We start from the raw sequence: 26347 nt of genomic DNA, 5'->3' as shown, positions 1-26347 counted from the left end.
TATCGCCGTCATCGGGCAGCCGCCGACCGCGTTGGGTCACCGATCCGATCAGTCCTGATCTCACAACAAGAACGTTTGTCGATCGCGCAATGTCGACGTGATCGCGGCGATGCCTTCCTCTATCTCGCGCCTGTTGGCCAGGATCGCATCCGCCGCGGCGCCCTCGACGATCGAACGCAGCAGGTCCGCCTGGCCGACGAGAACGGCGTCCTTGTCGGCAAGAGCCGCGAGCGTGCCGGCTTCCAGCCGATAGCGCTGGGCCATGCGGTCATTCTCCGGCACCGGCTGGTGGCGGATCTGCCCTTCTAGCGCGCCGACCTCGCGCCCCAGCCGCTCGAGCGCCTGGGCGTTGGCGACGATTGCCGGATCGGGGAACGGGTTGGCCCGGGTGGGCGGCGGAATGTTCTCGCGGCGGTACCGGGCCTCGGCATCGTCGACGGCGGCCCGGCTTCGCCCGAGCAGCGAGCACGCCATCTGGCGCACCCGCTGGTCGTCGGCGCGAAGCTGGTTTTCAAGGCGGTAGAAGTTGTAGCCATAACCGTAGAACAGGTTGATCCCGACCTTTGCGAGCGGCCCAACCTCGTAGAAGCGGCTCATCTCGTCGCGCCCACTTCGTCGCCCAGCGGATAGAAGCCGGTGGGCTGGCCGCCGATCTGGAAAGGCACGCCGGCCGCCGCGTTGGGCGCCGAGACCAGGCCCTTGTCCGCCATGCGCAGCGCCAGGTAATAGCGAACCGCCTCGATCGGGCTCAAGCCGATCGCCTGCAGCGAGATCAGCTCGCGCATGCGCTCGTCGCGCGGCATGATCAGCACCTTGAGGTCGTTGAGCATGATGCCGTAGACCTTGAGGAAATCGGTAAGGTGCGCCTTCACCGCCTCACGCACATCGCTGATGCGCTCGTTGACGTTCTCCATCTTGGTGACCTGGATGATCTGGTTGATCGCCTGCTCGATGGCCGGTCCGGCATAGTCGGCGATCTCCTTGGTATCGATCACGGCGCCCGCGAAAGGCATATGGGTGATGAGATCGAGCGCCTCTTCCTTGCTGTCGATGTGGATGTAGTAATCCACGACATAGGACATCTCCGCCATCTCGGCGCTGGTCGCGACGCCCTCGTTGCGCACCAGGAGCTTGGAGCGGTTGATGTAGATGACCTCGTAGACCCAGGGCGACGATCCACCGAAGAACCCCTGGACGACCGATCCGACCAGCGGCTTGTCGGGGGTCTGCAATGCATATTGACCGGTCTCGTAGACGTTCAGCACCGCCCCGCGCGATTTGAGGATGCAGAAGTGGTTGCTTTCGACCGTCAGCAGCGAGCCGGAAACGATGCTCTCGTCGACGATCTTCATCGCCACGGTCCTGGTGCCGAGCGCGTCCGTGCCATCGCGCTGCAGCGACGTGATTACCTGTCTGGTGATCGCCATTCCATCCCTCCTTGGTTTGCAAACTGTCGACTAGGCGCCTGGAGCAATTCCAGGAAAAGTGCGGGACGGTCCTCCGTCCGGAATTGCGTAAAACAGAAAGATCAAGCGATCCTGTGGACTGCTTAACGCGGTGAACAGAGCCCCTTGCCCCGGAATGATTGCTGAAGCCGGGCGGTCCTGTCGGTGCGCTGGCGGTAGCCGCCGTCGCCGTCGAGCAGATATTTCACCCGCCGTTTGTCGCGTGCCTGCGACGCTGTCTTGGTCGACGGGGCCGCCTTCTCGGACGGTTGTCTCGGTCCGGCGGGCCTGCGACCGGCTGCTGTCCCTTGCTTGGCGTCGAGGATGGCCCGGCTGACAGCCTGTCCGACCAGTTCCTGGCCTTTTTGGCCGAGGAAGTCCGAGACCAGCCCGGCGACATCGGCGGCGACTTCCTTGGTCTGATCGTCGTCGGTAGATACCGTCAATGGCGATACGGTTTTCCGGGCATCTGGTCGAATGCCTTTTTTAGGCCGCCGGCTCCTGCCCAGCCTTTGCCAGACAATGAAAGCGAAGATGAGTGCGAATACAAAAAACGACATTTGACCAGCCCCGCTCAGCGGTCCGCGTTGATTGCCAGATTGAAGATGCAGGGAACCGGCGCGGTCCTTTCGGCGCGCTTTCGTGCGGCGCCGGAACGCTCTCGTCCCAAGTCCCAAAAGCCGCGCCCGAAGACTCCGCTTCTCAGCGGATCAATGGCGGCCCGAAGCCTGCTGGCCTCCTCGTTCCCCCTCGCTCGTCAAAAACAATTTACTTCCCGGACAGAGTTGTCCTGGAACTATCGATGGTCACTGTCACCTATTTGATAGGAGGAGTTTAACCGGGCGACCATACACAATATCGAGAGGTACTTGCCTTGAGGGAATTGCGGGCCGTTCGCCGGACAGCGGCCGCGTTTTCTTTCGCCGCGCACAAGGCCCTCGGCCTCAGCCGCCAATCGTTGTCAGTTCTCGGTGACCGCGGCAGCCTAATGCACCATCGTCCGCACCCGCTCCCGCAACTCCCGTGGCGCCACGTCGTACTTGCTCTTGAACGCGCGTGAAAAATGCGCACTCGAATTGAACCCGCAGGCAAAGGCGATTTCGGAGATCGAGGCCGAGGCGCGGGCGGGGGAGAGCAGTTCCTCCTTGCTGCGCTCCAGCCGCCGGTCCCAGACGAAACGTTCGAGCGTCATGCCTTCGCCCTCGAAGGCGCGGTGCAGGTAGCGGCGCGAGCAGCCCATGTGGCGGGCGATGTCCTCGGCCGACAGGTTGGAGCGCGCCAGGTTGGCGTCGATATAAGCGACGATCCGCTCGCGCAGCGCTTCCAGCGGCGGGCGGCGGAATTCCGGCGCCATCGGCTTGGCCTGGATCAGGCCGTTGATGAGCTGGATCAGGCTTTCGCCGACGCGGCGGCAGCCGGCATCGTCGAGCTTGTGCGCTTCGCCAATCGCCATCTGCATCAGGCCCGACACGATATGGGTCAGGCTGTCGTCCTCGCCGGGGAGCGGCACAGGCGCCGAAAGTCGAGCCAGCGTCTCGTCGCCGAAGGTCGAGCGCGGCACCTGCAGGATGAGCTGGTCGACATCGGAAAGGTTCTGCAGCGAATAGCTGCGCACCGGGTCGTAGATGATCGCCGCGCGCGGGCCGAGATCTATCGCCGTCTGCTGCTGTTCGAAGCGGCTGCGGCCTTTGAGCTGCATCAGGATCTTGATCGCGTCGGGATCGAAGCTGCGCCAGATCATGCGGTCGCTGACGACCAGATGCGACTTGGCCTTGATCTCGGAGAGCCGGCAGGAGCCGAGATGGACCGAGACCAGCTTCGGCAGCGACGGCGCCTCGCCGCGCGAGAAGCGCTGGGTGATCGGGCCGAACAGCATTCGCGAGGCGGACAGGAAGGCTTCGCCGTCGGCGACGCTCACATGGTGGCCGTGCATCGTTTCCTCCTCCGGTTCATGATCCCGAAAGCCGGAAGATCATGCCAGAATTCCCGTCTTTCGCGGGCCCTGTCTTTCGTGGGCTCCGTCTTTCGCGGGATTGAGAAGCAACGGCAATGCCGATGCAACCGGAAAGGAAGTTAACATGCTAATCATCTCCGCCGCAACGGCAGAGATGAGCAATGAACAGGGCCGGCGTTTTCGCACCGGCCCGTTCATTGATTAGGTCAGGCGGCCTTGACCTTAAGCTCTTCGGCGCCGCGCACCATCCGGTTCACGCCGGCGAAGTCGAGCTTGCCGGAACCGAGCACCGGCACTTTCGGCACCACCCGCACTTCGGCCGGCACCATCAGGTCCATGGCGCCGTTCGCCTTGGCGAAGGCGAGGAACTCCGCGCGGGTGGCGTTGGAAGCCTCGGTGATCAGGATCAGCTTCTCGCCCTTGCGGGCATCGGGCAAGGTAGCGACGGCCGACAGCGAGCCTCTCCACAATTCGCCGGCCAGCGCCTCGACCGCCGCCAGCGAGATCATCTCGCCGCCGATCTTGGCAAAGCGCTTGGCGCGGCCGCGGATCGAGATGAAGCCCGCATCGTCGACGGTGACAACGTCGCCGGTATCGTGCCAGCCATCGGCGAGCGGCTCGATCACGCCCGGATTCTCGGCGCGCAGATAGCCGGCCATGACGTTGGGGCCGCGCACGTAGAGCCGCCCGCCTTCGTCCACGCCAGGCACCGGCTCCAGGCGATACTCCATGCCGGGCATGATTTTACCGACGCTACCCGACTTGTTGTACATCGGCGTGTTGATGGCGATCACCGGCGCCGTCTCGGTCACGCCGTAGCCTTCCAGGATGCGCAGGCCGAACTTCTCCATATAGGTCGTGCGCGTCGCGGCCTTGACCGGCTCGGCGCCGGCGAAGCAGTAGCGCACCGAGCGGAAATCGTAAGGATGCGCGGAGCGCGCATAGCCGGCGAGGAACGTATCGGTGCCGAAAATGATCGTCGCGTTCGACGCATAGATCAGTTCCGGCACGATGCGGTAGTGCAGCGGCGAGGGGTAGAAATAGACCGGAACGCCCGAGATCAGCGGCAGTACCGTGCCTGCCGTCATCCCGAAGGAGTGGAAGATCGGCAGCACGTTGAACACCTTGTCGCCCGAGTGGAAGTCGATGCGCGAGGCGGCCTGGGCGGCGTTGGCCAGGATGTTGCGGTGGGTCAGCACCACGCCCTTGGGTGTGCCTTCCGAGCCCGAAGTGAACAGGATCGCCGCCGCGTCATCCGCCTTGCGCGCCACCCGCGGCGTTGCCCTGCGCAATAGACCGAGCAGCTTGTCCTTGAGGCCGATCGTGGCGCGCAAATCGTCGAGCCAGACGATGTCGACCGACCTGCCGATCTCCTCGACCATCGGCCCGAGCTTCGCCTGCTCGACGAAGGCGCGGGAGGTGAGCACGGTGCGCACCTCGGCGGCCTTGCAGGCAGAGACGATGTTCGCGGCGCCCGCGGTGAAGTTGATCATCGCCGGCACCTTGCCGGCCGACATCACACCGAGCAGCGTCGCGCACGAGCCGTTGGCATTGGGCAGCATGATGCCCAGCGTCTGCTGGCCGGCATAGAGATGCTCGAACTTCTCGCCGAGCACCGCGGCGGCGGTGAGCAGCTTGCCGTAGCTCAGCGTGCCGGTGACCGGATCCTGCACGGCGAGCTCTTTCATGCCACGCTCGTTGGCCGTCTCGATGATCTTCTGAAGCACGGTCTTGTTGATGTCCTGGGTGCGGAAGACGAGGTCCGACATTACCTGATAGAGCGCGGAGCCCGCCGCGGCGCGGCGCTGGCGGCCCTTCAGCTCCTGCGGGACTTCGAGCTTCACCGGCTCCAGTATGGTCACCTTGACCTTCGGGAACAGGCGGCGGCGCACATGCTGTGAGCTTAGCCGCGAGAAATAGCTCTTCTCCAGCCCCTCGATGCGCACCGGAACCACCATCGAGCCGGTCTTGTCGGCGACCATGGCGGCGCCGTCATAGACTTTCATCAGGCCGCCGGTGACGGTGATGCGTCCCTCCGGGAAGATGACCAGCGGATCGCCGCCCTGCACGATCTTGATCAGCGTGCGGGTCGACATCGGTTTCGCCGGATTGAGCGGCAGCGCGCGGGCAAGCTTCATGAACGGCTTCATCCACAAGGCCTGGGCGATCGTGTAGTCGATGGCGAAGACCGGCTCCTCGTCGGTCAGCGTCAGCGCCAGCGGGCCGTCCAGGAAGCTGACATGGTTCAGCGCCAGGATCGGCGCCTTGCCGGCTGCCTTGAGATTGTCCAGCCCCTCGACCTCCAGGCGCAGGAAGGCGCGAAACAGGATCGAGACGAAATCGCGGAAGGGATTGGTCGGCAGGAATTTCAGCATCAACCAGGCGGCGACGGCATTGGCCGCGACGAGGCCGAACAGGATGCCGCCGATCGAAACGCCCGCCGCCTGGATCGCCGCGACGAGGATGCCGCCAATCGTCATGAAGCCGGCATTGACGATGCTGACCGCGGCAACGACGCGGGCGCGGCGCGCCTCCGGCGACCAGGCCTGCACGGCGGCGAAGGTCGGCACCACGAGGAAGGCGGCCGCGATGGCCATGCCGGCGAGGTCGATGGCGACGCGGATGGTGTTCGGCCCGGCGAAGAATGCGCCAAGCGTCTCGGCCTTCGGCGAAGGCTGCATGCTCCAGATGGTCCAGGCAAGGTGCAGGCCGAACAGCGCGAGCAGCGCCGTGCCGACCGGCGCGGGCAGAAGCACCATGCGCCCTTGCGACATCCAGGCGGCGATCGCCGAGCCGATGGCGATCGAGACGGCGAACACGGCGAGATAGGCGGTGACCGCGATCTCGTTGCCGCCAAGCGAATCCTTGATCATTGCCGGCAGGATCGAAAGCACGATGGCGCCGACCAGCCAGAACCACGAGGTCATCAGGCCGGCGCGCCAGATGCGCGTGTCGGTGCGCAACTCGCTGACTTGCCGCCAGGTCGAACGGAAGATGTTCTTGTCGATGACAAGGTTCGGGGCGGCTGAGCCTGTGGAAGGGATGTAGCGGCTGGCGAACCAGCAGCCGACGGCCAAAGCCATCATGATCGGCCCGAACACCCAAACGCCGATGCCGTCGGCGGAGACGACGCCGCCGGCGATGGTGCCGCCGAGGATCGCGGCAAAGGTCGCCGACTCGATCCAGGCGTTGGCCTTGGGCAGTTCCTTGCGCTCCAGGTGATCCGGCAGGATGCCGTATTTGATCGGTCCGAACAGCGCCGAGATGATGCCGAACATCAGGAGTGCCGTCATCAGCACCGGGATCGACGACAGCGCGATGCCGACAACGGCGACCGCCGCCGCGGCGATCTCGGTGAATTTCAGCCGGCGTGCGATCAGCGCCTTGTCGAAGCGGTCGGCGATCTCGCCGCCAAGTGCTGACAGCAGCAGGAAGGGCGCCATGAACACGGCGCCGGCCAGCGTCACCAGCGACGCGGCCTGATCCTTTGCCAGCGTGAAGAGAATGAGGAACACCAGCGTGTTCTTCAGGAAATTGTCGTTGAAGGCAGAGAGGAATTGCGTCCAGAAGAGAGGCGCGAAGCGCCGCGACATCATGAGATGGGTGTTCATGGCAATTTCCATTGGGCAAGGCCGTCTGGCAATCCGATTGGACTGAGAGGACACCTGCGCGGTTTTAGCCTTGTTTATCGGGAAGCAGTTAAACTTCGTTACTGCGATTTAATCCAATCCACTTGTTTCTTGTTCTTGGTGCCCTGCATCTGTCGTCCGCGACCGGTCTCCAGCTTTTCCAGGCGCTCGAATATTTGCGGGCATGGCTGTCGGCGAGCATCGATATGATCCTTTCGTTTCAAGGTTGGTGTGGCTCGGCGCAGGCTTGTTTCAGGCCGGATACAATCCGGCTTGAACATTGTTCATAAGTGCACCATAGCACATTATGAACGGCGTTCAAGAAAAATATGAACGATGTTCACAAACTGAACGCCTAGCTTGACCAAAGCCAGGGGCCCGGCAGCTTCGAGCGCCGGTGCGCGCCTCAAGCCTCGCCGGTCAGCCGCGCAGAGATCATCCTTGCCGCCCTGACCGCGGCCTCGCCTTGTCCGGCCGCCGTTGCGTCGTCGACACGCGAGACGGGCGAGGCCACCGCCAGCGTGCCGATCGGCCGGCCGTCGGCGCCGAGGATCGCGGCCCCGATGCTATGCACGCCTTCCTCGTAGCCCTGGGCGCTGCGCGAATAGCCGCGCGAAGCGGCAAGCGCGATGGCTTTCACCAGATCGTCCGGCCGGGTCATCGTGAACGAGGTGAAGGCCTGCAGCGGCTTTTCGAGATAAGCGCTGACCGCTTCCAGGCGTGATGCGGCAAGGAAGGCGATGCCCGACGCCGTCCCATGCAGCGGCAGCACCTGGCCGACATCGACATTGACGCGGTTGGCCTTGGCCGACAGCTCGACATGGAGCGTGAGCAGCGCGCCGGCGCTGAACTCCGACAGATGCACCGTCTCGCCGGTCTCGAGCGACAGCTCGCGGATGACGGGCGCGGCGACGCGCACGAAGGGAAAATGCGCATCGCGGATGCGGGCCAGCCGCGACAGGCCGGCGCCCAGCCGGTAGCGGCGGCTCCGCGGCTCCTGCTCGATCAGCCGGTGCGCGGCAAGCGCCACCAAAAGGCGCCTGGCGGTCGCCTTGTCGAGGCCGGCGCGGCGAGCGAGATCGGACAGGCCGATCTCCGGCTCGTGAAGCGTGAACAGCTCCAGCAGCGACACCGCCTTGCCCACCGTGCTCATTGTCCATTCTCCGAGATACTTCGCATGTGAATTAACTTGACAGGCGTCATTCCTGCCTTCAGTGTACCTATAACATACAAAACAGCGGTTCAATTAATGAACCGACTTGGGAACGGTTGGGCGCCCGGAAATTTGGCGCGCCAGGGAGAACTCAGCGCCGTGACGGCCGCCAGCAAGACTGCTTTGCAACCAGCAACGATCGAAGACCTGCTCGACCGCGAGCAGGCGCGGTTCCTCGACACGCATCCGCGCTCGGCCGCGGCCTGGGCGGAGGGCAGGAAGCACTTCCTCTATGGCGGACCGTCACACTGGATGCGCCGCTGGGCCGGCGGCTTTCCGGTGTATGCCGCTTCGGCGGGCGGCGCGCATATCCGGGACATCGACGGGCACGACTATGTCGATTTCGCGCTTGGCGACACCGGCGGCATGTGCGGCCACGCTCCCGAGGCGGTGACGCGCGCGGCACTGCACCAGCTGCAGAACGGGACGACCATGATGCTGCCCACCGAGGACAGCCTCCGGGTCGGCGCCGAGCTCACGCGCCGCTTCGGCCTGCCTTACTGGACGCTGACCACTTCGGCCACCGACGCCAATCGCGGTGCCATCCGTATTGCGCGCATGATCACCGGCCGCCCGAAAGTGCTGGTCTTTTCCGGCTGCTATCACGGCGGTGTCGAAGAGGCGCATGTCGAGATTCGCGATGGCAAGGTCGGCATGCGCAACATGATCCATCCGAACGGCGTCGATCATTCGGCCGTCTCCATGGTGGTCGAATTCAACGACGTCGCGGCGCTGGAAGAAGCGCTGTCGCATGGCGACGTCGCCTGTGTGCTGACCGAGCCGCTGATGACCAATTTCGGCATGATCCCGGTCGCCGAGGGTTTTCACACGGCACTGCGCGAGATCACGCGCCGCACCGGCACGGTGCTGATCATCGACGAGACGCACACCATCTCCAGCGGCCCCGGCGGTTACACGGCGCTGCACGGTCTGGAGCCGGACATGCTGGTCGCCGGCAAGGCGATCGCCGGCGGTATTCCGGCCGGCATCTTCGGCGTCTCGCAGCAAATAGCCGAGCGGCTCTGGAAAATCGTGCCGATGGTCAATCCGCGCGTGCGCCAGTCGGCTCATCTCGGCATCGGCGGCACGCTGGCCGGCAACGCGCTCACCATCGCCACCATGCGCGCGGTGCTGGAAGAGGTGCTGACGCCGGCCAATTTCGAACTGATGATCGCCAACGCCACGCGTCTCGCCGAAGCTGCGTGGGGCATCATCCGCGCCAACAACCTGCCCTGGCATGTGACGCAGACAGGCGCCCGCGCCGAGATCATGTTCATGCCGAACCCGCCGCGCAACGGCGCCGACGTCATAGCCGGCCGGCGCGGCGACCTCGAGACGCTGCTGCACGCCTTCTACATGAACGAAGGCATACTGGTGACGCCGTTCCACACCATGTTCCTGATGTGCCCGGCGACGTCACCGGCCGATGTCGACCGCCATACGGAGGTCTTCGGCCGTTTCGTCGATCTCGTCCGTGGCGTGGGGGTCGTCTGAGACGATGGCGACCCCGTTCGACCTCATGGGCAGGACAGCGCTGGTGACCGGCGGCGGGCGTGGCATCGGCGCTGCCATCGTCACGCGCCTTGCCGAGGCCGGCGCTTCGGTGGTCATCGCCAATCGAACGCTCGATGTCGCCGAGGCACTTGCCGGCGAACTGTCCGCGCACGGCCTCCCCGTCCGCGCCGTCGCGCTTGCCGGGCTCGACCGTGCAGCGTTGCACGCAATCGTCGGCGATGTTGTGCGCGAAGCCGGTCGTCTCGATATCGTCGTCCACAATGCCGGCGGCTGCCCCTGGGCGTCGGTAGAGGAGCTCGACGAGGACAAGCTCGACGAGGCGCTGGCGGTCAACCTCAAAGCCTGCTTCTGGTTGGCGCAGGCGGCGGCCCCGGCGATGCGCGCCAACGGCTTCGGCCGCATCCTCGTCACCTCGTCGGTCTCGGCTCGGGTCGCCATGGCCGGCGGAGCGCACTATTCGGCGGCCAAGGCTGGCGTCAATGCGTTCATTCGCGGTGCCGCGTTCGAGTTCGCGCGCGACGGCATCACCGTCAACGGCGTCGAGCCGGGTTTCATCGCCAAGCCCGGGCGCGGCACGATGAGCAAGTCGGAAGTAGCAGACAGGCTTGGACAATTCATTCCGGTGGGCCATCTCGGCGAGGCCGACGACATCGCCTATGCCATGCTTTACCTCGCCTCCGAACAGGCGAAATACACCACAGGCCAGACCATCGTCGTCGACGGCGGCTCGACCCTGCCGGAGACCGGCTACGCCGTCGAGCGGCGCTGGGGGCTCGCATGAGCCGCCTCGAAGGCCGCACGGCACTTATCACCGGTGCCGCCACCGGCATGGGCCGTGCCACCGCCGAGCTGTTCGGCCGCCACGGCGCAAAAATCGTCGCCTTCGGTCATGGCGGGGAGGTGCTGGACGAAGCGGCCAAGGCTAGCGGCGGCATCGCCGTGCGTGGCGACATCACCAACGCCGGCGATATCGCCCGCGCCATCGATGCCTGCGACGGCCGCCTCGACATCGTCGTCAACGCCGCCGGCGTGATGATCCTCGACGAGCCGGAAACGCTGAGCGACGAGACCTGGGCGAAGAGCTTTGCCGTCAACGTCACTGGCGCCATGATGGTCTGCCGCACCGCACTCCCGCTGCTGAAGGCGCGCGGCGGCGCGATCGTCAACATCGCCTCGGTCGGCGCCTTCAACGCCAGCGCCCAGAACGCCGCCTATTCGGCGAGCAAGGCGGCACTCGTTTCCTACACCCGTTCGCTCGCCTTCGCGCATGGCCCCGACGGCATCCGCGCCAACGCCGTGGCGCCCGGCTGGGTGCGCACGCCGATGAGCGCCTATGAGATGAAAGTCGCGGCAGCCGCCAACGGCTCGACGCCGGAGGACGAATTTGCCGCGCTCGCCAATCGCATCGCTTTGCGCCGCGTCGCCGAGCCGCAAGAGATCGCATCCTGCTGCCTCTTCCTCGCGTCCGACGAAGCGTCCTTCGTCACCGGCGCGGTGCTCGTCGCGGATGGCGGTGGCCGAGCGCCGACGCAGAACAGAGCGGTGTGACGTGATCTGAAGTTGGCCCGTTCGGCCGGCGTGGAGGCGCCGACGGGGATGGGAGAGGAGGAGAGAGAATGCCCGACAGAAGTGCCGACCTGGTTTTCACCAATGGCCGCATCTACACGCTCGACCGCAGGCGGCCCTGGGCCTCGGCCGTTGCCGTCAAGGGCGGCCGCATCATCGCGGTCGGCGATGGCGCCGACGTCGCCGCGCTGACGGGCACTCCCACCCGCGTCGTCGACCTTAAAGGCGCGATGATGATGCCGGGCATCGTCGACGTGCATGCGCATCTGATGATGGGCGGCCAGGCCGAGCTCTTCGAATTGCGCTTTCCGCCGACTGCGAGTTTCGAGACACTGATCGCGCGCGTCGGCGAGGCGGCGGCCAACGCGCCGGAAGGATCCTGGATCATCGGCGGACAATGGGGCAGCGACTTGCTGCCGAAGCTCAACCGGCTGGAAGCGCTGGCGGCGCTCGACCGGGTCAGCCAGGGCCGGCCGGTGATGTTGCGCGACGACACCTATCACAATCGATGGATCAATTCGGAAGCGCTCGCTCTCGCCGGCCTTTCCGCTTCGTCGCCCGATCCGGAGAAGGGCTCGATCGGCCGCGATCCAGCGACCGGCGCGCTGACCGGCATGATGATCGAATCCGCCGCCGGCATCGTCGAGCGCACCATCGCGCAATCCGGCCATTACACTGAGGTGATGGACCGTGCGGCGATGGCGCGCTCGATCGCGACGCTCAACTCCTACGGCGTCACCGCCTTCCTCGACGCCGCCGCCATGCAGCCGATCCTCGCGGCCCTGAAAGGCCTCGACGACCGCGGCGAGCTCACTGCTTGGTCGGTCTCGGCGATGCCCGCCGTCGAGCCCTCCTTCATGTTCGGCATTGCCGGTGACGAGCTGATCGCCCTGCGCGAGCAATATCGCGGCGTTCATGCGAAGCCGGATTTCGTCAAGATCTTTCTCGACGGCGTGCCGGGCGCCCGCACCGCCGCCTTCCACGAGCCCTACACCAAGGATCCGGTGCTCGGCTGCTGCTTCCGCGGCTCGACCATCGTCACCGTGCCGGAGCTGATCCGCTGGGTCGGCAAATGCGAGAAGCTCGGCCTTGGCGTGAAGATCCACTGCGCCGGCGATGCCGCCGTCAGCCAGGCGCTCGACGCGATCGACGTCGTGCGCTCCTTCAACGGTTCGACGAAGGTGATGCACCACATTGCGCATGCGAGCTACATCGCGCCGGACGACATCGCCCGCTTCGCCGAGCTCGGCGTCGTCGCCGATCTCTCGCCCTTCCTGTGGTATCCGACGAGCTTCCTCGAAGGCCACAAGCAGACCATGGGCGAGGCGCGCGCGCTGCGCTTCTGGCCGAACAGGGACCTTCTCGCCGCAGGCGCGCTGCTGGCCGGCGGTTCCGACTGGCCGGTCATGCCAAACCCCGATCCGTGGGACGGCATCGAAGGCCTGGTGACGCGCCGCAACCCGAGCGGCGAGTTTCCGGGCGCGTCGCTTTGGCCGGAGCAGGCGATCGACGTCGCCACCGCGCTGGAAATTTTCACCATCAACTCGGCCCGCGCCATCGGCCTTGCCGACACGGTCGGCTCGATCGAGATCGGCAAGTCGGCCGACCTCATCGTGCTCGATCGCAACGTGCTGGAGACACCGGCCGAGGACCTCGCCGACACCAAGGTGCTGACAACGTATTTCGAGGGGAGGGTGGTTTATGAGCGCGCCTGATCCTGTAAGCGACGTCAGGATCCCGGTGACGATCCTCACCGGCTTCCTCGGCAGCGGCAAGACGACCGTGCTCAACCGCCTGCTGCGCCAGCCGTCGCTGGCAGGTGCCGCCGTCATCGTCAACGAGTTCGGCGCGGTCGGGCTCGATCATTTGCTGATCGAGGCCAGCGAAGAGCAGTTCACGCTGCTCGACAATGGCTGCGTCTGCTGCACGGTGCGCGGCGATCTGGTCGCCACGCTGAAGGAACTCGACCGCAAGAGCCAGGCCGGCGAAACGCCGCCGCTCAGCCAAGTGATCATCGAAACGACGGGTCTCGCCGACCCGGCGCCGATCCTGCATACCCTGATGGCCGAAGCTGAGCTTATGGCTCGCTTTCGCATCGGAAGTGTCGTCACCACCGTCGATGCGGTGAATGGCGCCGCTACGCTCGCCCGTCATTCTGAAGCGGCGAAGCAGGTGGCGGTCGCCGACCGGCTGCTGATCACCAAGACCGATCTGGTCCCGGATAACGAGCTCCGCGATCTTCGGCAGCGGTTGCAGCATCTCGCGCCGACTGTCGAGCAGGTCGTTGCCCGCGATGGCGAACTAGACGTCGATCTGCTTGCAAGCCGGCCTTCCGATGCCGCGGCCGATGTGACCCGGATCGCCATGCGGCTCGAAGCCGTCGCGCATCACGACCATGGCTGCGGACCGGACTGCCACCATGGTCACGATCACCATCACGGCATCCGGTCCTTCGCCTTCATCATAGACAGGCCAGTCGAGTGGGGCGGCTTTGCCCGCTGGCTCGACTATGTCGCGGCGCTGAAGGGCGAGGACCTGCTGCGCTTCAAGGGCCTGGTGCATGTCACGGACGAGCCGGAGCGGCCGCTCGTGCTGCATGGCGTCCAGCATGTCTTCCATCCGCCGGCGCGGCTTGACCGCTGGCCGTCGGAGGACCGCCGCACCCGGCTGGTGTTCATCGTCCGCAACATCGAGCGCGAGACTATCGCCCGCACGCTGGCGAAGTTCGCGGCGATCGATGCCGCAAGCATCGCTTCGCCGGCGCTCGCCGCCGCCTGAAACCGAATAACGCATGACAAAAATGGGAGAGTGAACATGCATTGGAAATCGAGACTGCTCGCGGCAGCAATTGCCGGCATCGGATTTGCCGCCATGGCCGGCACCGCCTCTGCCGCCGGCCCGACCTGCAAGGACGGCGCCATCAAGGTCGGCGCCGTGTCGACCATCACCGGCCCGGCCGATTTCTCGGAAGTGCCGAAGGCAACCCAGGCTGCCTTCGACGCCGTCAATGCGGCCGGCGGTATCAATGGCTGCAAGATCGACTACACCATCGCCGACGACAAGGCCGACCCGGCGGTCGCGGCACAAGCCGCGCGCGACCTGATCGACAACAAGGAGGCGGTGGCGCTGGTCGGCTCCGCCAGCCTTCTCGACTGCGCCGTCAACTCCGCCACCTACAGCCGCAAGAAGATCCTTTCGGTGCAGGGTCTCGGCGTCGACGCCGCCTGCTTCTCCTCGCCCAACGTCGCGCCCGTCAATGTCGGCCCATACACGCTGTCGACTGCGATGGCCTACTACGCCACCAACGAGCTGAAGACGAAGAAGCTCTGCGCCTTCTTCATCATCATCGGCGGCACCCAGGAGGCCTACAAGAAGGCGATCGAGAATTGGGAGAAGATCAGCGGCCAGAAGATTCATCTGATCGACTTGACGCTGCCCTTCCAGGGCGATCTCACGCCCTATGTCATCAAGGCGCGTGACGCCGGCTGCGACGCGGTGCTGACCAACCAGGTCGAGCCGCAGGTGGTGCAACTGATCAAGACCGTCGATGCCCAGAAGATCACCGGCATCAACTGGCTGTTCCTGGCGCCCGGCTACACCGAGCAGGTCGCCAAGGCGCTGGCCGACACCAAGCAGCCTATCTATGTCGGCACCGAGTGGGAGCCCTTCACTGAGAAGAACTCGGCCGCCAACGCACAATGGATTGCCGACATGCAGAAGGCGAACCGGCCGCTGACCGCCTTCTCGCAGGGTGGCTATCTGGCCGCCGAGCTGTTCCTCAAGGTGGTCGCCTCGATCGACGGCGAGGTCACGCGCGAAAGCGTCGCCAAGGCGCTGCACGACATGCAGTCGCTCACCAACCCGCTGGCCGGCTCGCCTTACGTGTTCGGCAAGGCCAAGACGCATTCGCCGATGCAGGCCACCAAGGTGATGAAGCTCGAAAACGGCGGCTGGAAGGTCGAGACGCCGGACTGGGTCGTGCTGCCTCAGGCCAAGTAAGATCCTCCCGGGCGTCGGCGCCGCTCTTGCCCCCAGCCTCTTTTTCCCCGTGCACGGGGAGAAATATCCGGCAGGACAATGAGGGGCGGCGCCGACCTCGACAAGGATTTGGGCTAATGATCGCCCATTCTTTCAAATTGGGAAACCGATGAACGCATTGCTTACATCCGCCGTGGCGGGACTGACGGCCGGGGGCACCTATGCCTTGCTCGGCGTCTGCGCCGTCTTCACCTATCGGCTCGTCGCCGTGGTGAACTTCACCGGGGCCGCAATCGGCACCGCAGGCACTTTCGTGTTGATCGCGCTTTTCGAGACCGGCTTCCCCATCTGGCCCTCGGTGCTGGCGGGCATTGCGGCGGGCACGCTGACCGGCGTCGCAATCGGCTATATCATGACCAGATGGTTCGGCGAGGCGAGCGCCTCGACCAAGGCAGCGGTGACGGTGGCGCTGCTGGTCGGGCTGATCGCCGTCGGGCTGCGCCTCACCGGCGGCCAGCATCCGCACAATATGCCTGATCTGTTCCCCGGCTCCGCTTTCCGCCTGGCAGGCGTCGAAGTAACCATCGCCTCGGTGCTCACCATCGGCCTGGCGGTGCTGTTCACCATCCTCTCCGACCTCTTCCTCAACCGGACCAAGGTCGGCCTCAATCTGCGCGCGCTGGCCGACCGGCCGATGGCGGCGGAGTTGCTCGGCGTGCGCGTGCAGCTCCTGTCGCTGCTGGTATGGGGCATGACGGGCGCCTTCACCACCTTCGCGCTGATGATCATCGCGCCGCAGCGCTCGCCGAACTTCATGACGCTCAGTCTGCTCGTGGTACCGGCGCTCGCCGCGGCGCTCATCGGCGTCTTCCGCAGCTTCTGGTGGACGCTGGCCGGCGGCATTGCGCTCGGCATCGTCGAAGGGTTGGCAAGCTCCATCGACAGCGTCAGCCAGTATCGCAGCGCAATCCCGTTCCTGGTGGTGCTCGCCGTTCTCCTCTGGTCGCAGCGGGAGGCCCGCTGGGATGAAGCGCGCTAGTCTGAGAGCCTCGTCGATCCTCATCGTCCTGGCGCTCATCGCCGGCGGCGTGGCATACGTGGGCCTGCTGCCATCCTATTGGGTGTTCCTTGCAACCTCGGTGCTGATCACCGGCGTCGCCTTGCAGAGCCTCGGTCTCGTAGCCGGCCGCACCGGCATGATCGCGCTCTGCCAGATGTCCTTCGCCGGCGTCGGCGCCTGGACGGTCGGCTATCTCAATCTCGCCGAGGCGCCGGGCGGCTTGCCCATATGGATCCTGATCGGCGGCCTTGCGGCGGTGCCGTTCGGCGTTGCCATCGGCCTGCCGGCGCTGAGGTTGCGCGGCATCAACCTCGCCATCGTCACGCTCTCTTTCGCCACCGCCTTCGACACCATCCTGGCCACCATGACCTATCCCGGCCAGACCGACTTCCTGCAGGTGCCGAGGCCGGACCTGTTCGACAGCGACGAGGGCTATTTCGTTTTCGTGCTGCTCTTCTATGTGGCGATCGCCGTGACGCTCGAAATCATCAGCCGCTCGCGGCTCGGCGCATCCTGGCTGGCCGTGCGTCACTCGGAGCGCGCCGCCGCCGCGCACGGCGTCAGCATCGCCACTGCCAAGCTCTCGGCCTTTGCGCTAAGCGCCTTCGTCGCCGGCATTTCCGGCGGCCTGCTCGCAGGCTATCTCGGCACGCTGGTCGCCGAGAATTTCAGCATGATGCAGTCGCTCTCGCTCTATGCGGTGTCGGTGATGACCGGCGCGCATTTTGCCGAGGGCGCGATCATCGGCGGCCTGCTGGTCGTCATGTTCCCGGAAATTCTTCGTCGGCTCGACTGGCCGCAGGACATCGGCAACGTTCTGTTCGCCATCGGCGCCACCCAGGCGCTATCGACCGGCGAGACGATGAGCGAAACCTTCCGGCGCCAGTTCCGCAAGCTGCTGCCGGCCCGCGCGCCGAAAGTGGCTGCCGCGTCTGCCTCGGAATTGCCGGCAGCAGTCGAGCGCGCCGCCGGCCCGGCGCTCACCATCGAGGGTCTGACAGTCCGCTATGGCAGCGTGGTCGCGCTGAACAATGTCAGCCTGAGCGTTGCCGCCGGCACGGTGGCCGGACTGATCGGCCCGAACGGCGCCGGCAAGTCGACCTTCATCGATGCGGTCGCCGGCTTCCTGTCTTCCTATCAGGGCAGTGTGCAGCTGGGAGGCAAGCCTCTCGAAGGCGTGCCGGCGTATCAGCGCGCCCGCGAAGGCGTGCGACGCACCTGGCAGACCAACCGCATCGCGCCGGAGCTCACCGTCGGCGGCTATCTGGCTTTAGCCGCCAAGGGCCTGTCGGCGAACGAGACCAAGGCGGTGCTCGACTGGCTGGACTGTCCGCATCCCGACACGCTGGTTGCTACGGTCGATGCCGGCACCAGGCGGCTGCTCGACGTCGCCGGTGTTGTCGCCGCGCGACCGGCCGTGGTGCTGCTCGACGAGCCAGCCGCCGGCCAGTCGCATGAGGAAACGCTGCGGCTCGGCCAACGTATCGCCGAGATCCCGAAACTGTTCGGCTCGGCGGTGCTGCTGGTCGAGCACGACATGGACCTGGTGCGGGCGGTCTGCTCGGAGGTCACCGTGCTCGATTTCGGCCAGGTCATCGCCTCCGGACCGCCGGCCAAGGTGCTCGACGAGCGCGCGGTCAAAAAAGCCTATCTAGGCATCGAGGAAGAGAGCGTGGCGGCATGAGCAGGCTCGTCGTTTCCAACCTGTCGATCAACCGCGTCGAGCTGCCTGTCGTCACCTCGGTCGATCTCGTCGCCGAGAGCGGTGCGATCAGCGTCGTGCTCGGCACCAACGGCGCCGGCAAGACGACGTTGCTCGAAGGCCTATCGGGCATCATCCCGGTTGCCGGAGGCACCATCGCCATTGATGGCCGCGAGCTGCAGAACGCGCGGCCGGGCGCCCGTTCGCGCAAAGGGCTTGCCCATGTCGAGCAAGGCCGCACCGTCTTCCGCCAGCTCACGACAGAAGAGAATTTGCGCGTCAGCCTGCATCCGGGCGCCGACATCGCGGAAGCCTATGCGCTGTTCCCCGAATTGGTGCAGCGCCACGCCGTGAAAGCGAGCCTGCTTTCCGGCGGCGAGCAGCAGATGGTGGTGATCGCGCGGGCGCTCCTCACCCGGCCGAAGGTGCTGCTGATCGACGAGATGTCGGCCGGTCTCGCCCCGGTCATCGTCACGCGGCTGATGACGGCCGTGCGCAAGCTCGCCGACGATGGCTTGGCGGTCGTGCTCGTCGAGCAGTTCGCGGCACTCGCGCTCTCGATCGGCAACCGCGCCTATGTGATACGTCGCGGCCGCGTCGTCTATGACGGCGACTGCGCGAAGCTCCGCCAATCGCCGGACGAACTGCATCGGCTTTATCTCGGCGGCGCGGAAAGCGCTGTGCCGGCCTGACTGCCCGTGAAGCGGCAAGACACTGCTTTGTCGGTAGGGCAACGGAACGTTGGACAAGGCCTCAATTTTGCAGCGGCGGGAGCTACACCAGCGCGCCGCAAACGGCTATCAATCGTCGCGACATCATGGTTCGGGGTCATGAGAGGCGCGGCGCTTGCAGCTGGATTTGAAAACAATCGAGGCTTTAGCCCCCGACCAGGCCTCGCTCGGCGCCGCCGCCAAGCTGACCAAGCGCTCGAACTGGCCCCGGCTTGAAGCGCATGAACAGCTGCCGCTGATCTGGGGCGAATGCCAGGGCTCCGGCTCGAATCCCTATCGCGTTGCCTTCGACACCTCCGATCACGGTTACAAATGCACCTGCCCCTCGCGAAAATTTCCGTGCAAGCACATCCTGGCCCTGGCGTGGATCGGCGCCACCGCGCCGACCAGCTTCGCGCGCGTCGGTCAGACGCCGGACTGGGTGAACGACTGGCTCGGCCGGCGACGCAAGCCCGGGCAGCCGCCGGCGCAGGCCCCGGCAAGCGCGGAAGGCAAAAGCATCGACGAAGCGTCGCGGCCCGAGGAAAGTGCGCCAGTCGCGGACGCCGCTGCGGCTGAACGCCGCGAAGCAGCGCAGCGCAAGCGGGCGGAGGACACGCGCAGCGCGGTTTCTGCCGCGCTCGATGAGCTCGACCAGTGGATTGCCGACCAGCTTCGGCTCGGCCTTGCCGGCTTTGTCGATGCCTGCAGCGAGCGCTGCCGCCGCATCGCGGCACGGCTTGTCGATCTCAAGGCGACGGCGCTGGCCGGGCGCATCGACGAATTGCCCGCGCGGCTGATGGCATTGCGCAGCGAGGAGCGGCCCGACGCGGCGATCCGTGAGCTGGGCAAGCTCGTGCTGCTTGCCAAGGCTTGGCGCGCCGCGCCCGACGACGCCGAGCTGAAGCGCATGGTTTCGACATCGGAGACCCGCGACCAGATCCTAGCCAACCCGGATGCCGTTCAGGTGGAGAGCGACTGGGAGGTGCTAGGCGAGAAGATCGAAACCCGCCGCGATGGTCTGGTCAGCCATGCAACATGGCTGCTCGATCTGAAAAGTCCTGCTGCGCGATTTGCCGTGTTGCTCGACTTTTTCCCGGCCTCGGCGGGACGGCGGTCCGGCGCCTTCGCGCCGGGAGATCGTTTCAAGGCGAGGCTTGTGTTCTATCCGTCCCGCAATCCGCTGCGGGCGCTGGTCGCGGAACGTCTGGGCGATACGGTGCCGGGTAGCTGGCCCCATTTCGCGCCGGACGCAGCCGGCGATCCGCTGGCAGCTTATGCCGCCTTCCAGGATGGCGCGCCATGGTTGGCCGATTGCCCGGTCATCCTGCCGTCCGGCGCGATCGCGCTGGACGAAAAGGAGGGTGCCTGGTGGCAGGCGGCCAACGATCCGCATGGCATTGCCCTGCCTGTCGCCGGTTCCGTCAATCACACCTTGCTCGGCCTCGATCTCGCGGCGACGGCCGCACTCTGGAATGGCGCCAGGCTCGAGCTTCTGGCGGCGCAAAGCAGCATGGGGAGGCTCGACCTGTCGTGAACGAGCTCGATCAGGCAGGGCTGGCGAGATTACGCGACGGCTGGATTTCGGGCGGCGCCGCCTTCGAGCTTGCCCCTGCTGAATGGAAGGAGGTCGCAGCGGCGTCGAGCCCGGACGAGCAGGAGAGGCGGCTTCTGGCCATCGCCGCGCAGGCACTGGATGTCGCGCTTCGCCCCGCGGCACCGAAAAGCTTGAAACGCCGTCCACCGCTGCCGGTGCTCGGTCTGCCGATACTCCCCGATCGGCTGCGCTCGCCGCTGCGGGCCGCCCTCAAGCAGGCCGCCGATGCCGGGCGCAAGGCGCAGATCATCAAGCTGGTTGCCAGCCGTGGCTTCGTCACCCATCCGATGGACTGGATGCCCGCCGCGTCCGACCAGGCAAGCCCGGACGTCTACGCGCCCTGGATCGACTGGCAGGCCAGCGCCGAAGAGGAACGGCTGTCGCATGAAAAGCTCACCTTGCAGAACTGGGCCGAATTCTATCCGGCCGCGCGGCGCGTCGCACTGGCCGGGATGCGCCGGAGCGAACCGGCGGTTGCAAGGCTGCTGATCGAGGCCAGGGCGCCGGCGGAATCGGCCGATATCAGGCTGTCGCTGGTCGAGCTCATCCGCATCGGCCTCGGCCCGGACGATGCGCCGTTTCTGCAAAGCCTTGCCCCCGATCGCTCCACCAAGGTCCGCGAGTTGGCCGGCCGCATGCTGGCGATGCTTGGCCAACACGGCGAAGGCGGCGCGGATGTCCCGGTGGCGGAGCTTGCCGGCTTCATCGAGGAAGGCAAGGCCGGCTTCATCCGCCGCCGCACCACTTTTGGCCCGGCGAAGACCAAATCGCATGCGCAGGAGCAGCGCCGCGCCGAGCTCTTCGAGCTCTGCAACCTGGTCGATCTGGCTGCCCGCTTCGGGATGACGGAATCCGACTTCATAACCGGCTGGCAGTTCGGCACCGACAACAATGCCGACATCTTTCTGTCGCGCATGGTCGCCGCCTCGGCCAGCGACGCCGCAGTCGCGCATATGGCCGACACGCTTGTCGCCGCCGGCGGCAAGGCGGCGCTCATGGTGCTGCATCTGACGCCGCGCCTCGATAATGGCCGCCAGCGCGCACTCATTCGCCAGATCGTCAAGGAGGCGCAGTTTCCCGCCGCGCTGGGCCAGGCGCAGGGCATCGAGGCCGGCTGGCTGGGCTGGGACGATCTTTCGAACGGCCGGTTCCTCGCGGTCCTTCGCGGCGGCATTGCCGCGAAGGAAGATCCTTCACGCAGAGCCGCGGAGGACCTCGTCGAGACGGTCGGTTACCTGGCCACCGCGCCGGCGGCGGCAAAATTCATCGACGAGGTCGTTGCCGCGGGCCTCGCGCCCGTATCGCCATCGCTTGCCCTGCTGCGGCTCAACGCTGCGCTGACCGAACATCCTTCCCAATCCAACAGATGATCAATCCGGAGAAGATCGCATGAACGCAGCCATTCGCCTTCCGGCCGAAGAGGTCTATGCCTCCGAACTGCAAGCGCTCGCGCGTAGCGACGATCGCCAGAGGCCGGCCGGCTGGAGCCTGTCGCCGAAAGCCGTGCTCACCTATCTGATGGGCGGCAAGGCGAGCGACGGCACGTTGATCTCGCCGAAATATGTCGGCCGCCGGCAATTGATGGAAACCGCGATCGCGACGCTCGCGACGGATCGGGCGCTGCTTCTGCTCGGCGTTCCGGGAACGGCGAAATCCTGGGTGTCGGAACATCTCGCGGGCGCCATCATGGGCAATTCGACGCTGGTCGTGCAGTGCACCGCTGGCACCGACGAGAATCAGATCCGCTACGGCTGGAACTATGCGCAACTCCTGGCAAAGGGCCCGAGCCGGGAGGCGCTGGTGCCGACGCCGCTCTACCGCGCCATGCAGGACGGCAAACTCTGCCGCCTGGAAGAATTGACGCGCATGGGCTCCGACGTGCAGGACACGCTGATCACCGTGCTGTCGGAAAAGATGATGCCGGTGCCGGAACTGAACACCTCGATCTATGCGCAGCGCGGCTTCAACATCATCGCCACCGCCAACAACCGCGACAAGGGCGTCAACGAGCTCTCCTCGGCGCTGAAACGGCGCTTCAACGTCGTCGTGCTGCCGTTGCCCGACGACATGGCGGAAGAAGTTTCGATCGTCTCCCGGCGCGTCGGCGAGATGGCCGGCGGCCTTGACCTGCCGGTGCCGAAGAATGTCGGCGAGGAGATCGCCCGCGTGCTCACCATTTTTCGCGAGCTGCGCTCGGGCGCGACCGCCGACGGCAAGGTGACTTTGAAGACGCCGTCGGGCTCGCTGTCGACCGCCGAGGCGATCGCCACCATGGTCAGCGGGCTCAGCCAGGCGGCATGGTTCGACGGCGGCAAGCTCCATGCCGAGGGGCTGGCGCCGAGCCTTGTCGGCGCGATCGTCAAGGACCCGGTCCAGGACAAGGTCGTGCTGGAGGAATATCTGGAGACGGTGCTGAAGAAGCGGCCGGACTATGCCGGTTACTACGCGGCGCTGAACGCGGCCATCTGAACCATGACGGGAGGCAGCATCAGCTATTTCGGCATTCGCCATCACGGGCCGGGCTCCGCCGAGAGCCTGGTCAAGGCGTTGCAGGAATTGCAGCCTGGAGCGGTGCTGATCGAGGGGCCGGTGGATGCCTCGCCGCTGTTGCCGCTGCTCGCCAGCCCCGACATGAAGCCGCCGGTGGCGCTGCTCTGCTATCCGCAGGACGATCCCGCCGCGACCAGCTTCTGGCCGTTCGCCGAATTCTCGCCGGAATATCAGGCGGCACTCTGGGCCGTCGCCAACAGGGCGGCGCTGCGCTTCATCGATCTGCCCTCGGCCGCGCGTCTCGCCGAGAAGGCGCCTGAAGGGGCAGCGGACACCGAAGCAGTCGAGGCGGACGTCACGGAAGAGCAAGGCGAAGAACCGACGCGCATCCAGGATCCGATCGGCACGCTGGCGCGCGCCGCCGGCTATGAGGACGGCGAGAGCTGGTGGTCGGATATCATCGAGCAGAATCCCGAACCCGGCCCGATCTTCGCGGCCATCGCCGACGCGATGACCACGCTGCGCGACGGCGAGGGTGCGATCGGCAAATTCGAAGCCATGCGCGAGGCGCATATGCGCCTCGAGATCGCGGCCGCGCGAAAGGAGTTCGACGGGCCGTTGGCCGTCGTCTGCGGCGCCTGGCATGTGCCGGCCTTGCAAGCGGCGCACACGCAAAAGAGCGACCAAGCGCTGCTCAAGGGCATCGGCCGGCGCAAGACCACGATGACCTTCGCGCCATGGACCGGACCGCGCCTGGCGTTGGGTTACGGCTATGGCGCCGGCGTCGTTGCGCCCGGCTGGTGCAAGCACCTGTGGCAGACACGCGGGCAGGACGATGCCTCGGTCCTGTGGCTGGCGCGGATCGCCTCGGTGCTCAGGGCGAAGGGCCACATGATTTCCACCGCCTCGCTGATCGAGGCGGAACGTCTGGCCCGCGCGCTCGCCGCCATCCGCGAACGGCCGAAGCCGGGATTCGAGGAATTGCGCGACGCTTCGATTTCGGCCCTCTTCAACGGCGAAGCCTTGCTGTGGAAGATGGTCGAAGCCGAACTGCTGCTCGGCGCCGATGTCGGCGAGATACCGCCTGACACGCCGCTTGCGCCGCTGATCGACGATCTGCAGCGCAACCAGAAAGCAGCGCGGCTGAAGCCCGAGGCGCTGGAGCGGGAACTGTCCGTCGATCTGCGCAGCGAGAGCGGGCTTTTCCGGTCGACATTGCTTCATCGCCTGAACGTGCTTGGTGTGGGCTGGGGCAGGTTGACGGATGTCGGGCGCAGCCGTGGCACGTTCCGCGAACGCTGGATGCTGGCCTGGCAGCCCGAATATGCCGTCCGCCTGGTCGAGAACCTAGTCTACGGCCCGACCATCGAGAAGGCCGCCAATGGCCGGCTGATCCAGATGATCGGCGTAGCCGCGACGCTCGATGCTCTAGCCACGCTGGTGCAAAGCGCCATCACGGCGGCATTGAGCGAGGCATCGGCAGCAGGCCTTGCGGCCCTGGAGGAAAAGGCGGCGCACAGCAGCGAGTGCCTGGAACTGTTGGCCTCGGTGCCGCCGCTCGCCGACATCATCCGCTACGGCGAAGCGCGCAAGACCGAGACGGAACGTCTCGCTGGCCTGCTGGAACGGCTGATCATCGAAGGTTCTATCGCGCTTCCCTACGCGGCGCGCGACCTCGATGCGCAGGCTGCGTCGGCGCTGTTGGGCGCGCTGCGCAAAGCCGACCAGGCGATCAAGCTGGTCGAGCCGGACGAGCATGTCCTTGAGGCCTGGCGCAACGGGCTGGCCGCCGTGGTCGATTCATCGCGGTCGACGGCGCTCATCGCCGGTTGCGCCGCGCATCTTCTCTATGAAGCCGGTCGCCTGTCGGCCGAGGCCATGGCCGACCTGCTGGCGAAACGCCTATCGCCGGGAACGCCCGTCGCCGATGCCGCCGCCTTCTTCGAAGGTTTTTTCAGCGGCGCCGGCCAGCGGCTGATCTATGATGAGGGTCTGCGCGGCGCCGTCGATGCCTGGCTGGCATCGCTCGATGAAGACGCCTTCGTGGCGCATCTGCCGTTGCTGCGCCGCGTCTTTTCGAACCTCGACAGCATGGAGCGCCGGCGCCTGATCGAGGCCGTGCTTGGCAAGAGAGCGCGCCTGCCCGCCGGGCTGACGGCGGCGCCGGACGGTGGCGAGGCATGGCGCCGACATTTCGCTCTCCTCGGCAAGCTGCTTGCAGGGGAGGTCAGCCATGGTTGATGAAGCGACCGGGCCGGATCTCGCTCCGACGAAAGACGATCGTGAACGCCGCTGGCGGCTTGCGATCGGCGCTGACAATGAGACCTCGCCAGCGCTGTCCGCCGAGGACCGTCGGCTGTCGGCGGCGCTCGACGCGCTCTATGGTGACGGCAGCGGCAACGCTGGCGGCGATCCGCGCAAGCGGCGTGGCGGGCTCGGCCGCTCGGCGCCCCGCGTCGCGCAATGGATGGGTGATATCCGCTCCTTTTTCCCCGAGCAGGTCGTCCAGGTCGTGCAGAAGGATGCCTTCGAGCGGCTGAACCTGAAGCAGATGCTGATGGAGCCGGAATTCCTGAAAGCGATCGAAGCCGACGTCAATCTCGTCGCTGACCTGATTTCATTGCGCTCGGCGATGCCGGACAAGACCAAGGACATCGCCCGCTCGATCATTTCCGACATCGTCGCCAAGCTGATGCAGCGCCTTGAGCAGAAGAGCGCCGAGGCGATCCGCGGCGCGCTCGACCGTTCCAGGCGCACCAACCGGCCACGGCAACGCGACATCGACTGGCCGCGCACGATCACGGCGAACCTTCGCCACTATCAGCCGGACCATAAGACAGTCGTGCCGGCAAAGCTGGTCGGCTTCATGCGCCGCCAGCGCCGGCTGGTCGACCTCGACGAGGTGACACTGTGCGTCGACCAGTCCGGCTCGATGGCAAGCTCGGTGATCTATGCCTCGATCTTCGCCGCGGTGATGGCCTCGCTGCCGGTCGTGCGCACTAAGCTCGTCTGCTTCGACACGGCGATCGTCGACCTGACGGAAGAGCTCAGCGATCCGGTCGAGGTGCTGTTTGGCGTCCAGCTCGGCGGCGGCACCGACATCAACCAGGCCGTCGCCTATTGCGCCGAGCGCATCGAGCGGCCGACCAAGGCGCATTTCGTGCTGATCACCGATCTCTACGAAGGCGGCAACGGCAAGGAGCTTCTGCAAAGGCTGGCGGCGCTCGTGCGGTCCGGCGTCAACGTCATCGTGCTGCTCGCGCTCACCGACCAGGGCCGCCCCGGCTACGATCCGTCGATGGCCGGGTCTGTCGCGGCGTTGGGCATTCCGGTCTTTGCCTGCACGCCCGACCATTTCCCCGACATGATGGCAGCGGCGTTGCGCCGCGAGGACATCGCTGCCTGGGCGGCGGGCGCCGACATCAAGCTCATTCGCGCCGACGCTGAAACGCCGAACGCCGCCGAATAGCCCTCGGCGGCGTTAGGGA

The 26347-nt window shown here is 65.9% G+C and carries 20 protein-coding genes; 14 read left to right on the top strand and 6 right to left on the bottom strand.

Annotation, left to right across the window (positions count from 1 at the left end; all coding sequences use genetic code 11):
* Positions 1–60: 60 nt before the first annotated feature.
* From ACWGS9_RS09105 to ACWGS9_RS09080, 6 genes are all read right to left on the bottom strand, one after another.
* Complete coding sequence (locus ACWGS9_RS09105) at positions 61–597, bottom strand: hypothetical protein (RefSeq protein WP_454504923.1); 537 nt, start codon at positions 595–597, stop codon at positions 61–63.
* Positions 594–1427 carry an SPFH domain-containing protein gene (locus ACWGS9_RS09100; RefSeq protein WP_112125397.1) on the bottom strand — a complete coding sequence of 278 codons (834 nt, stop codon included), beginning with the start codon at positions 1425–1427 and terminating at the stop codon, positions 594–596. The genes ACWGS9_RS09105 and ACWGS9_RS09100 overlap by 4 nt, the downstream gene beginning before the upstream one ends.
* A 122-nt stretch (positions 1428–1549) precedes the next feature.
* The gene (locus ACWGS9_RS09095) at positions 1550–1891 is read right to left on the bottom strand and encodes a hypothetical protein (RefSeq protein WP_454504922.1); all 342 of its coding nucleotides are present in this window, start codon (positions 1889–1891) and stop codon (positions 1550–1552) included.
* 539 nt (positions 1892–2430) lie between these two features.
* A complete protein-coding gene (locus ACWGS9_RS09090) occupies positions 2431–3378 on the bottom strand; it encodes a helix-turn-helix domain-containing protein (RefSeq protein ID WP_454504921.1) in 948 nt (315 codons plus the stop codon).
* Between the two features lie 227 nt (positions 3379–3605).
* Positions 3606–7010, bottom strand: a complete 3405-nt coding sequence (locus ACWGS9_RS09085) for an acyl-[ACP]--phospholipid O-acyltransferase (RefSeq protein WP_454504920.1) — start codon at positions 7008–7010, stop codon at positions 3606–3608.
* 424 nt (positions 7011–7434) lie between these two features.
* The gene (locus tag ACWGS9_RS09080) at positions 7435–8181 is read right to left on the bottom strand and encodes an IclR family transcriptional regulator (RefSeq protein WP_454504919.1); all 747 of its coding nucleotides are present in this window, start codon (positions 8179–8181) and stop codon (positions 7435–7437) included.
* Between the two features lie 159 nt (positions 8182–8340).
* Between ACWGS9_RS09080 and ACWGS9_RS09075 the strand changes: the two genes are divergently transcribed.
* The 14 genes from ACWGS9_RS09075 to ACWGS9_RS09010 all read left to right on the top strand — a co-directional run bounded on the left by ACWGS9_RS09075 (position 8341) and on the right by ACWGS9_RS09010 (position 26328).
* On the top strand, positions 8341–9735 hold the full coding sequence (locus ACWGS9_RS09075) for a transaminase (protein WP_454504918.1): 1395 nt from the start codon (positions 8341–8343) through the stop codon (positions 9733–9735).
* A gap of 4 nt (positions 9736–9739) precedes the next feature.
* Positions 9740–10537, top strand: a complete 798-nt coding sequence (locus tag ACWGS9_RS09070) for an SDR family oxidoreductase (protein WP_454504917.1) — start codon at positions 9740–9742, stop codon at positions 10535–10537.
* Positions 10534–11304 (top strand): SDR family NAD(P)-dependent oxidoreductase, encoded by a 771-nt coding sequence (locus ACWGS9_RS09065; RefSeq protein WP_454504916.1) that lies wholly within the window; start codon positions 10534–10536, stop codon positions 11302–11304. The genes ACWGS9_RS09070 and ACWGS9_RS09065 overlap by 4 nt, the downstream gene beginning before the upstream one ends.
* A 68-nt stretch (positions 11305–11372) precedes the next feature.
* Positions 11373–13037, top strand: a complete 1665-nt coding sequence (locus ACWGS9_RS09060) for an amidohydrolase (protein WP_454504915.1) — start codon at positions 11373–11375, stop codon at positions 13035–13037.
* The gene (locus ACWGS9_RS09055; protein WP_454504914.1) at positions 13024–14100 is read left to right on the top strand and encodes a CobW family GTP-binding protein; all 1077 of its coding nucleotides are present in this window, start codon (positions 13024–13026) and stop codon (positions 14098–14100) included. Before ACWGS9_RS09060 ends, ACWGS9_RS09055 begins: the two co-directional genes overlap by 14 nt.
* A gap of 36 nt (positions 14101–14136) precedes the next feature.
* The gene (locus ACWGS9_RS09050) at positions 14137–15321 is read left to right on the top strand and encodes an ABC transporter substrate-binding protein (protein WP_454504913.1); all 1185 of its coding nucleotides are present in this window, start codon (positions 14137–14139) and stop codon (positions 15319–15321) included.
* A 148-nt stretch (positions 15322–15469) separates the two neighbouring features.
* On the top strand, positions 15470–16339 hold the full coding sequence (locus ACWGS9_RS09045) for a branched-chain amino acid ABC transporter permease (RefSeq protein ID WP_454504912.1): 870 nt from the start codon (positions 15470–15472) through the stop codon (positions 16337–16339).
* Positions 16326–18044, top strand: coding sequence for a branched-chain amino acid ABC transporter ATP-binding protein/permease (locus ACWGS9_RS09040; protein ID WP_454504911.1), 1719 nt, complete (start codon positions 16326–16328; stop codon positions 18042–18044). The genes ACWGS9_RS09045 and ACWGS9_RS09040 overlap by 14 nt, the downstream gene beginning before the upstream one ends.
* Entirely contained in the window at positions 18041–18754 is a 714-nt protein-coding gene (locus ACWGS9_RS09035) for an ABC transporter ATP-binding protein (protein WP_454504910.1), read from the top strand. Before ACWGS9_RS09040 ends, ACWGS9_RS09035 begins: the two co-directional genes overlap by 4 nt.
* A gap of 154 nt (positions 18755–18908) precedes the next feature.
* Positions 18909–20309, top strand: coding sequence for an SWIM zinc finger family protein (locus ACWGS9_RS09030; RefSeq protein ID WP_454504909.1), 1401 nt, complete (start codon positions 18909–18911; stop codon positions 20307–20309).
* Entirely contained in the window at positions 20306–21739 is a 1434-nt protein-coding gene (locus ACWGS9_RS09025; protein ID WP_454504908.1) for a DUF5691 domain-containing protein, read from the top strand. The genes ACWGS9_RS09030 and ACWGS9_RS09025 overlap by 4 nt, the downstream gene beginning before the upstream one ends.
* A 19-nt stretch (positions 21740–21758) precedes the next feature.
* Positions 21759–22838 carry an ATP-binding protein gene (locus tag ACWGS9_RS09020; RefSeq protein ID WP_454504907.1) on the top strand — a complete coding sequence of 360 codons (1080 nt, stop codon included), beginning with the start codon at positions 21759–21761 and terminating at the stop codon, positions 22836–22838.
* Between the two features lie 3 nt (positions 22839–22841).
* Positions 22842–25100, top strand: a complete 2259-nt coding sequence (locus tag ACWGS9_RS09015; protein WP_454504906.1) for a DUF5682 family protein — start codon at positions 22842–22844, stop codon at positions 25098–25100.
* Complete coding sequence (locus ACWGS9_RS09010; RefSeq protein WP_454504905.1) at positions 25093–26328, top strand: VWA domain-containing protein; 1236 nt, start codon at positions 25093–25095, stop codon at positions 26326–26328. Before ACWGS9_RS09015 ends, ACWGS9_RS09010 begins: the two co-directional genes overlap by 8 nt.
* The last annotated feature ends 19 nt before the right edge of the window (positions 26329–26347 follow it).

The sequence above is a fragment of the Mesorhizobium sp. Arg314 genome (assembly GCF_053714275.1).
Note: the sequence above shows the minus strand (reverse complement) of the source record. Positions and strands in the feature narration are given on the sequence as shown.

Bases quoted from the DNA above. Each gene is read 5' to 3' on its own strand.
- ACWGS9_RS09105 (WP_454504923.1), bottom strand. From the start codon at position 597: ATGAGCCGCTTCTACGAGGTTGGGCCGCTCGCAAAGGTCGGGATCAAC.
- ACWGS9_RS09100 (WP_112125397.1), bottom strand. From the start codon at position 1,427: ATGGCGATCACCAGACAGGTAATCACGTCGCTGCAGCGCGATGGCACG.
- ACWGS9_RS09090 (WP_454504921.1), bottom strand. From the start codon at position 3,378: ATGCACGGCCACCATGTGAGCGTCGCCGACGGCGAAGCCTTCCTGTCC.
- ACWGS9_RS09085 (WP_454504920.1), bottom strand. From the start codon at position 7,010: ATGAACACCCATCTCATGATGTCGCGGCGCTTCGCGCCTCTCTTCTGG.
- ACWGS9_RS09080 (WP_454504919.1), bottom strand. From the start codon at position 8,181: ATGAGCACGGTGGGCAAGGCGGTGTCGCTGCTGGAGCTGTTCACGCTT.
- ACWGS9_RS09070 (WP_454504917.1), top strand. From the start codon at position 9,740: ATGGCGACCCCGTTCGACCTCATGGGCAGGACAGCGCTGGTGACCGGC.
- ACWGS9_RS09065 (WP_454504916.1), top strand. From the start codon at position 10,534: ATGAGCCGCCTCGAAGGCCGCACGGCACTTATCACCGGTGCCGCCACC.
- ACWGS9_RS09060 (WP_454504915.1), top strand. From the start codon at position 11,373: ATGCCCGACAGAAGTGCCGACCTGGTTTTCACCAATGGCCGCATCTAC.
- ACWGS9_RS09055 (WP_454504914.1), top strand. From the start codon at position 13,024: ATGAGCGCGCCTGATCCTGTAAGCGACGTCAGGATCCCGGTGACGATC.
- ACWGS9_RS09050 (WP_454504913.1), top strand. From the start codon at position 14,137: ATGCATTGGAAATCGAGACTGCTCGCGGCAGCAATTGCCGGCATCGGA.
- ACWGS9_RS09045 (WP_454504912.1), top strand. From the start codon at position 15,470: ATGAACGCATTGCTTACATCCGCCGTGGCGGGACTGACGGCCGGGGGC.
- ACWGS9_RS09040 (WP_454504911.1), top strand. From the start codon at position 16,326: ATGAAGCGCGCTAGTCTGAGAGCCTCGTCGATCCTCATCGTCCTGGCG.
- ACWGS9_RS09035 (WP_454504910.1), top strand. From the start codon at position 18,041: ATGAGCAGGCTCGTCGTTTCCAACCTGTCGATCAACCGCGTCGAGCTG.
- ACWGS9_RS09020 (WP_454504907.1), top strand. From the start codon at position 21,759: ATGAACGCAGCCATTCGCCTTCCGGCCGAAGAGGTCTATGCCTCCGAA.
- ACWGS9_RS09015 (WP_454504906.1), top strand. From the start codon at position 22,842: ATGACGGGAGGCAGCATCAGCTATTTCGGCATTCGCCATCACGGGCCG.
- ACWGS9_RS09010 (WP_454504905.1), top strand. From the start codon at position 25,093: ATGGTTGATGAAGCGACCGGGCCGGATCTCGCTCCGACGAAAGACGAT.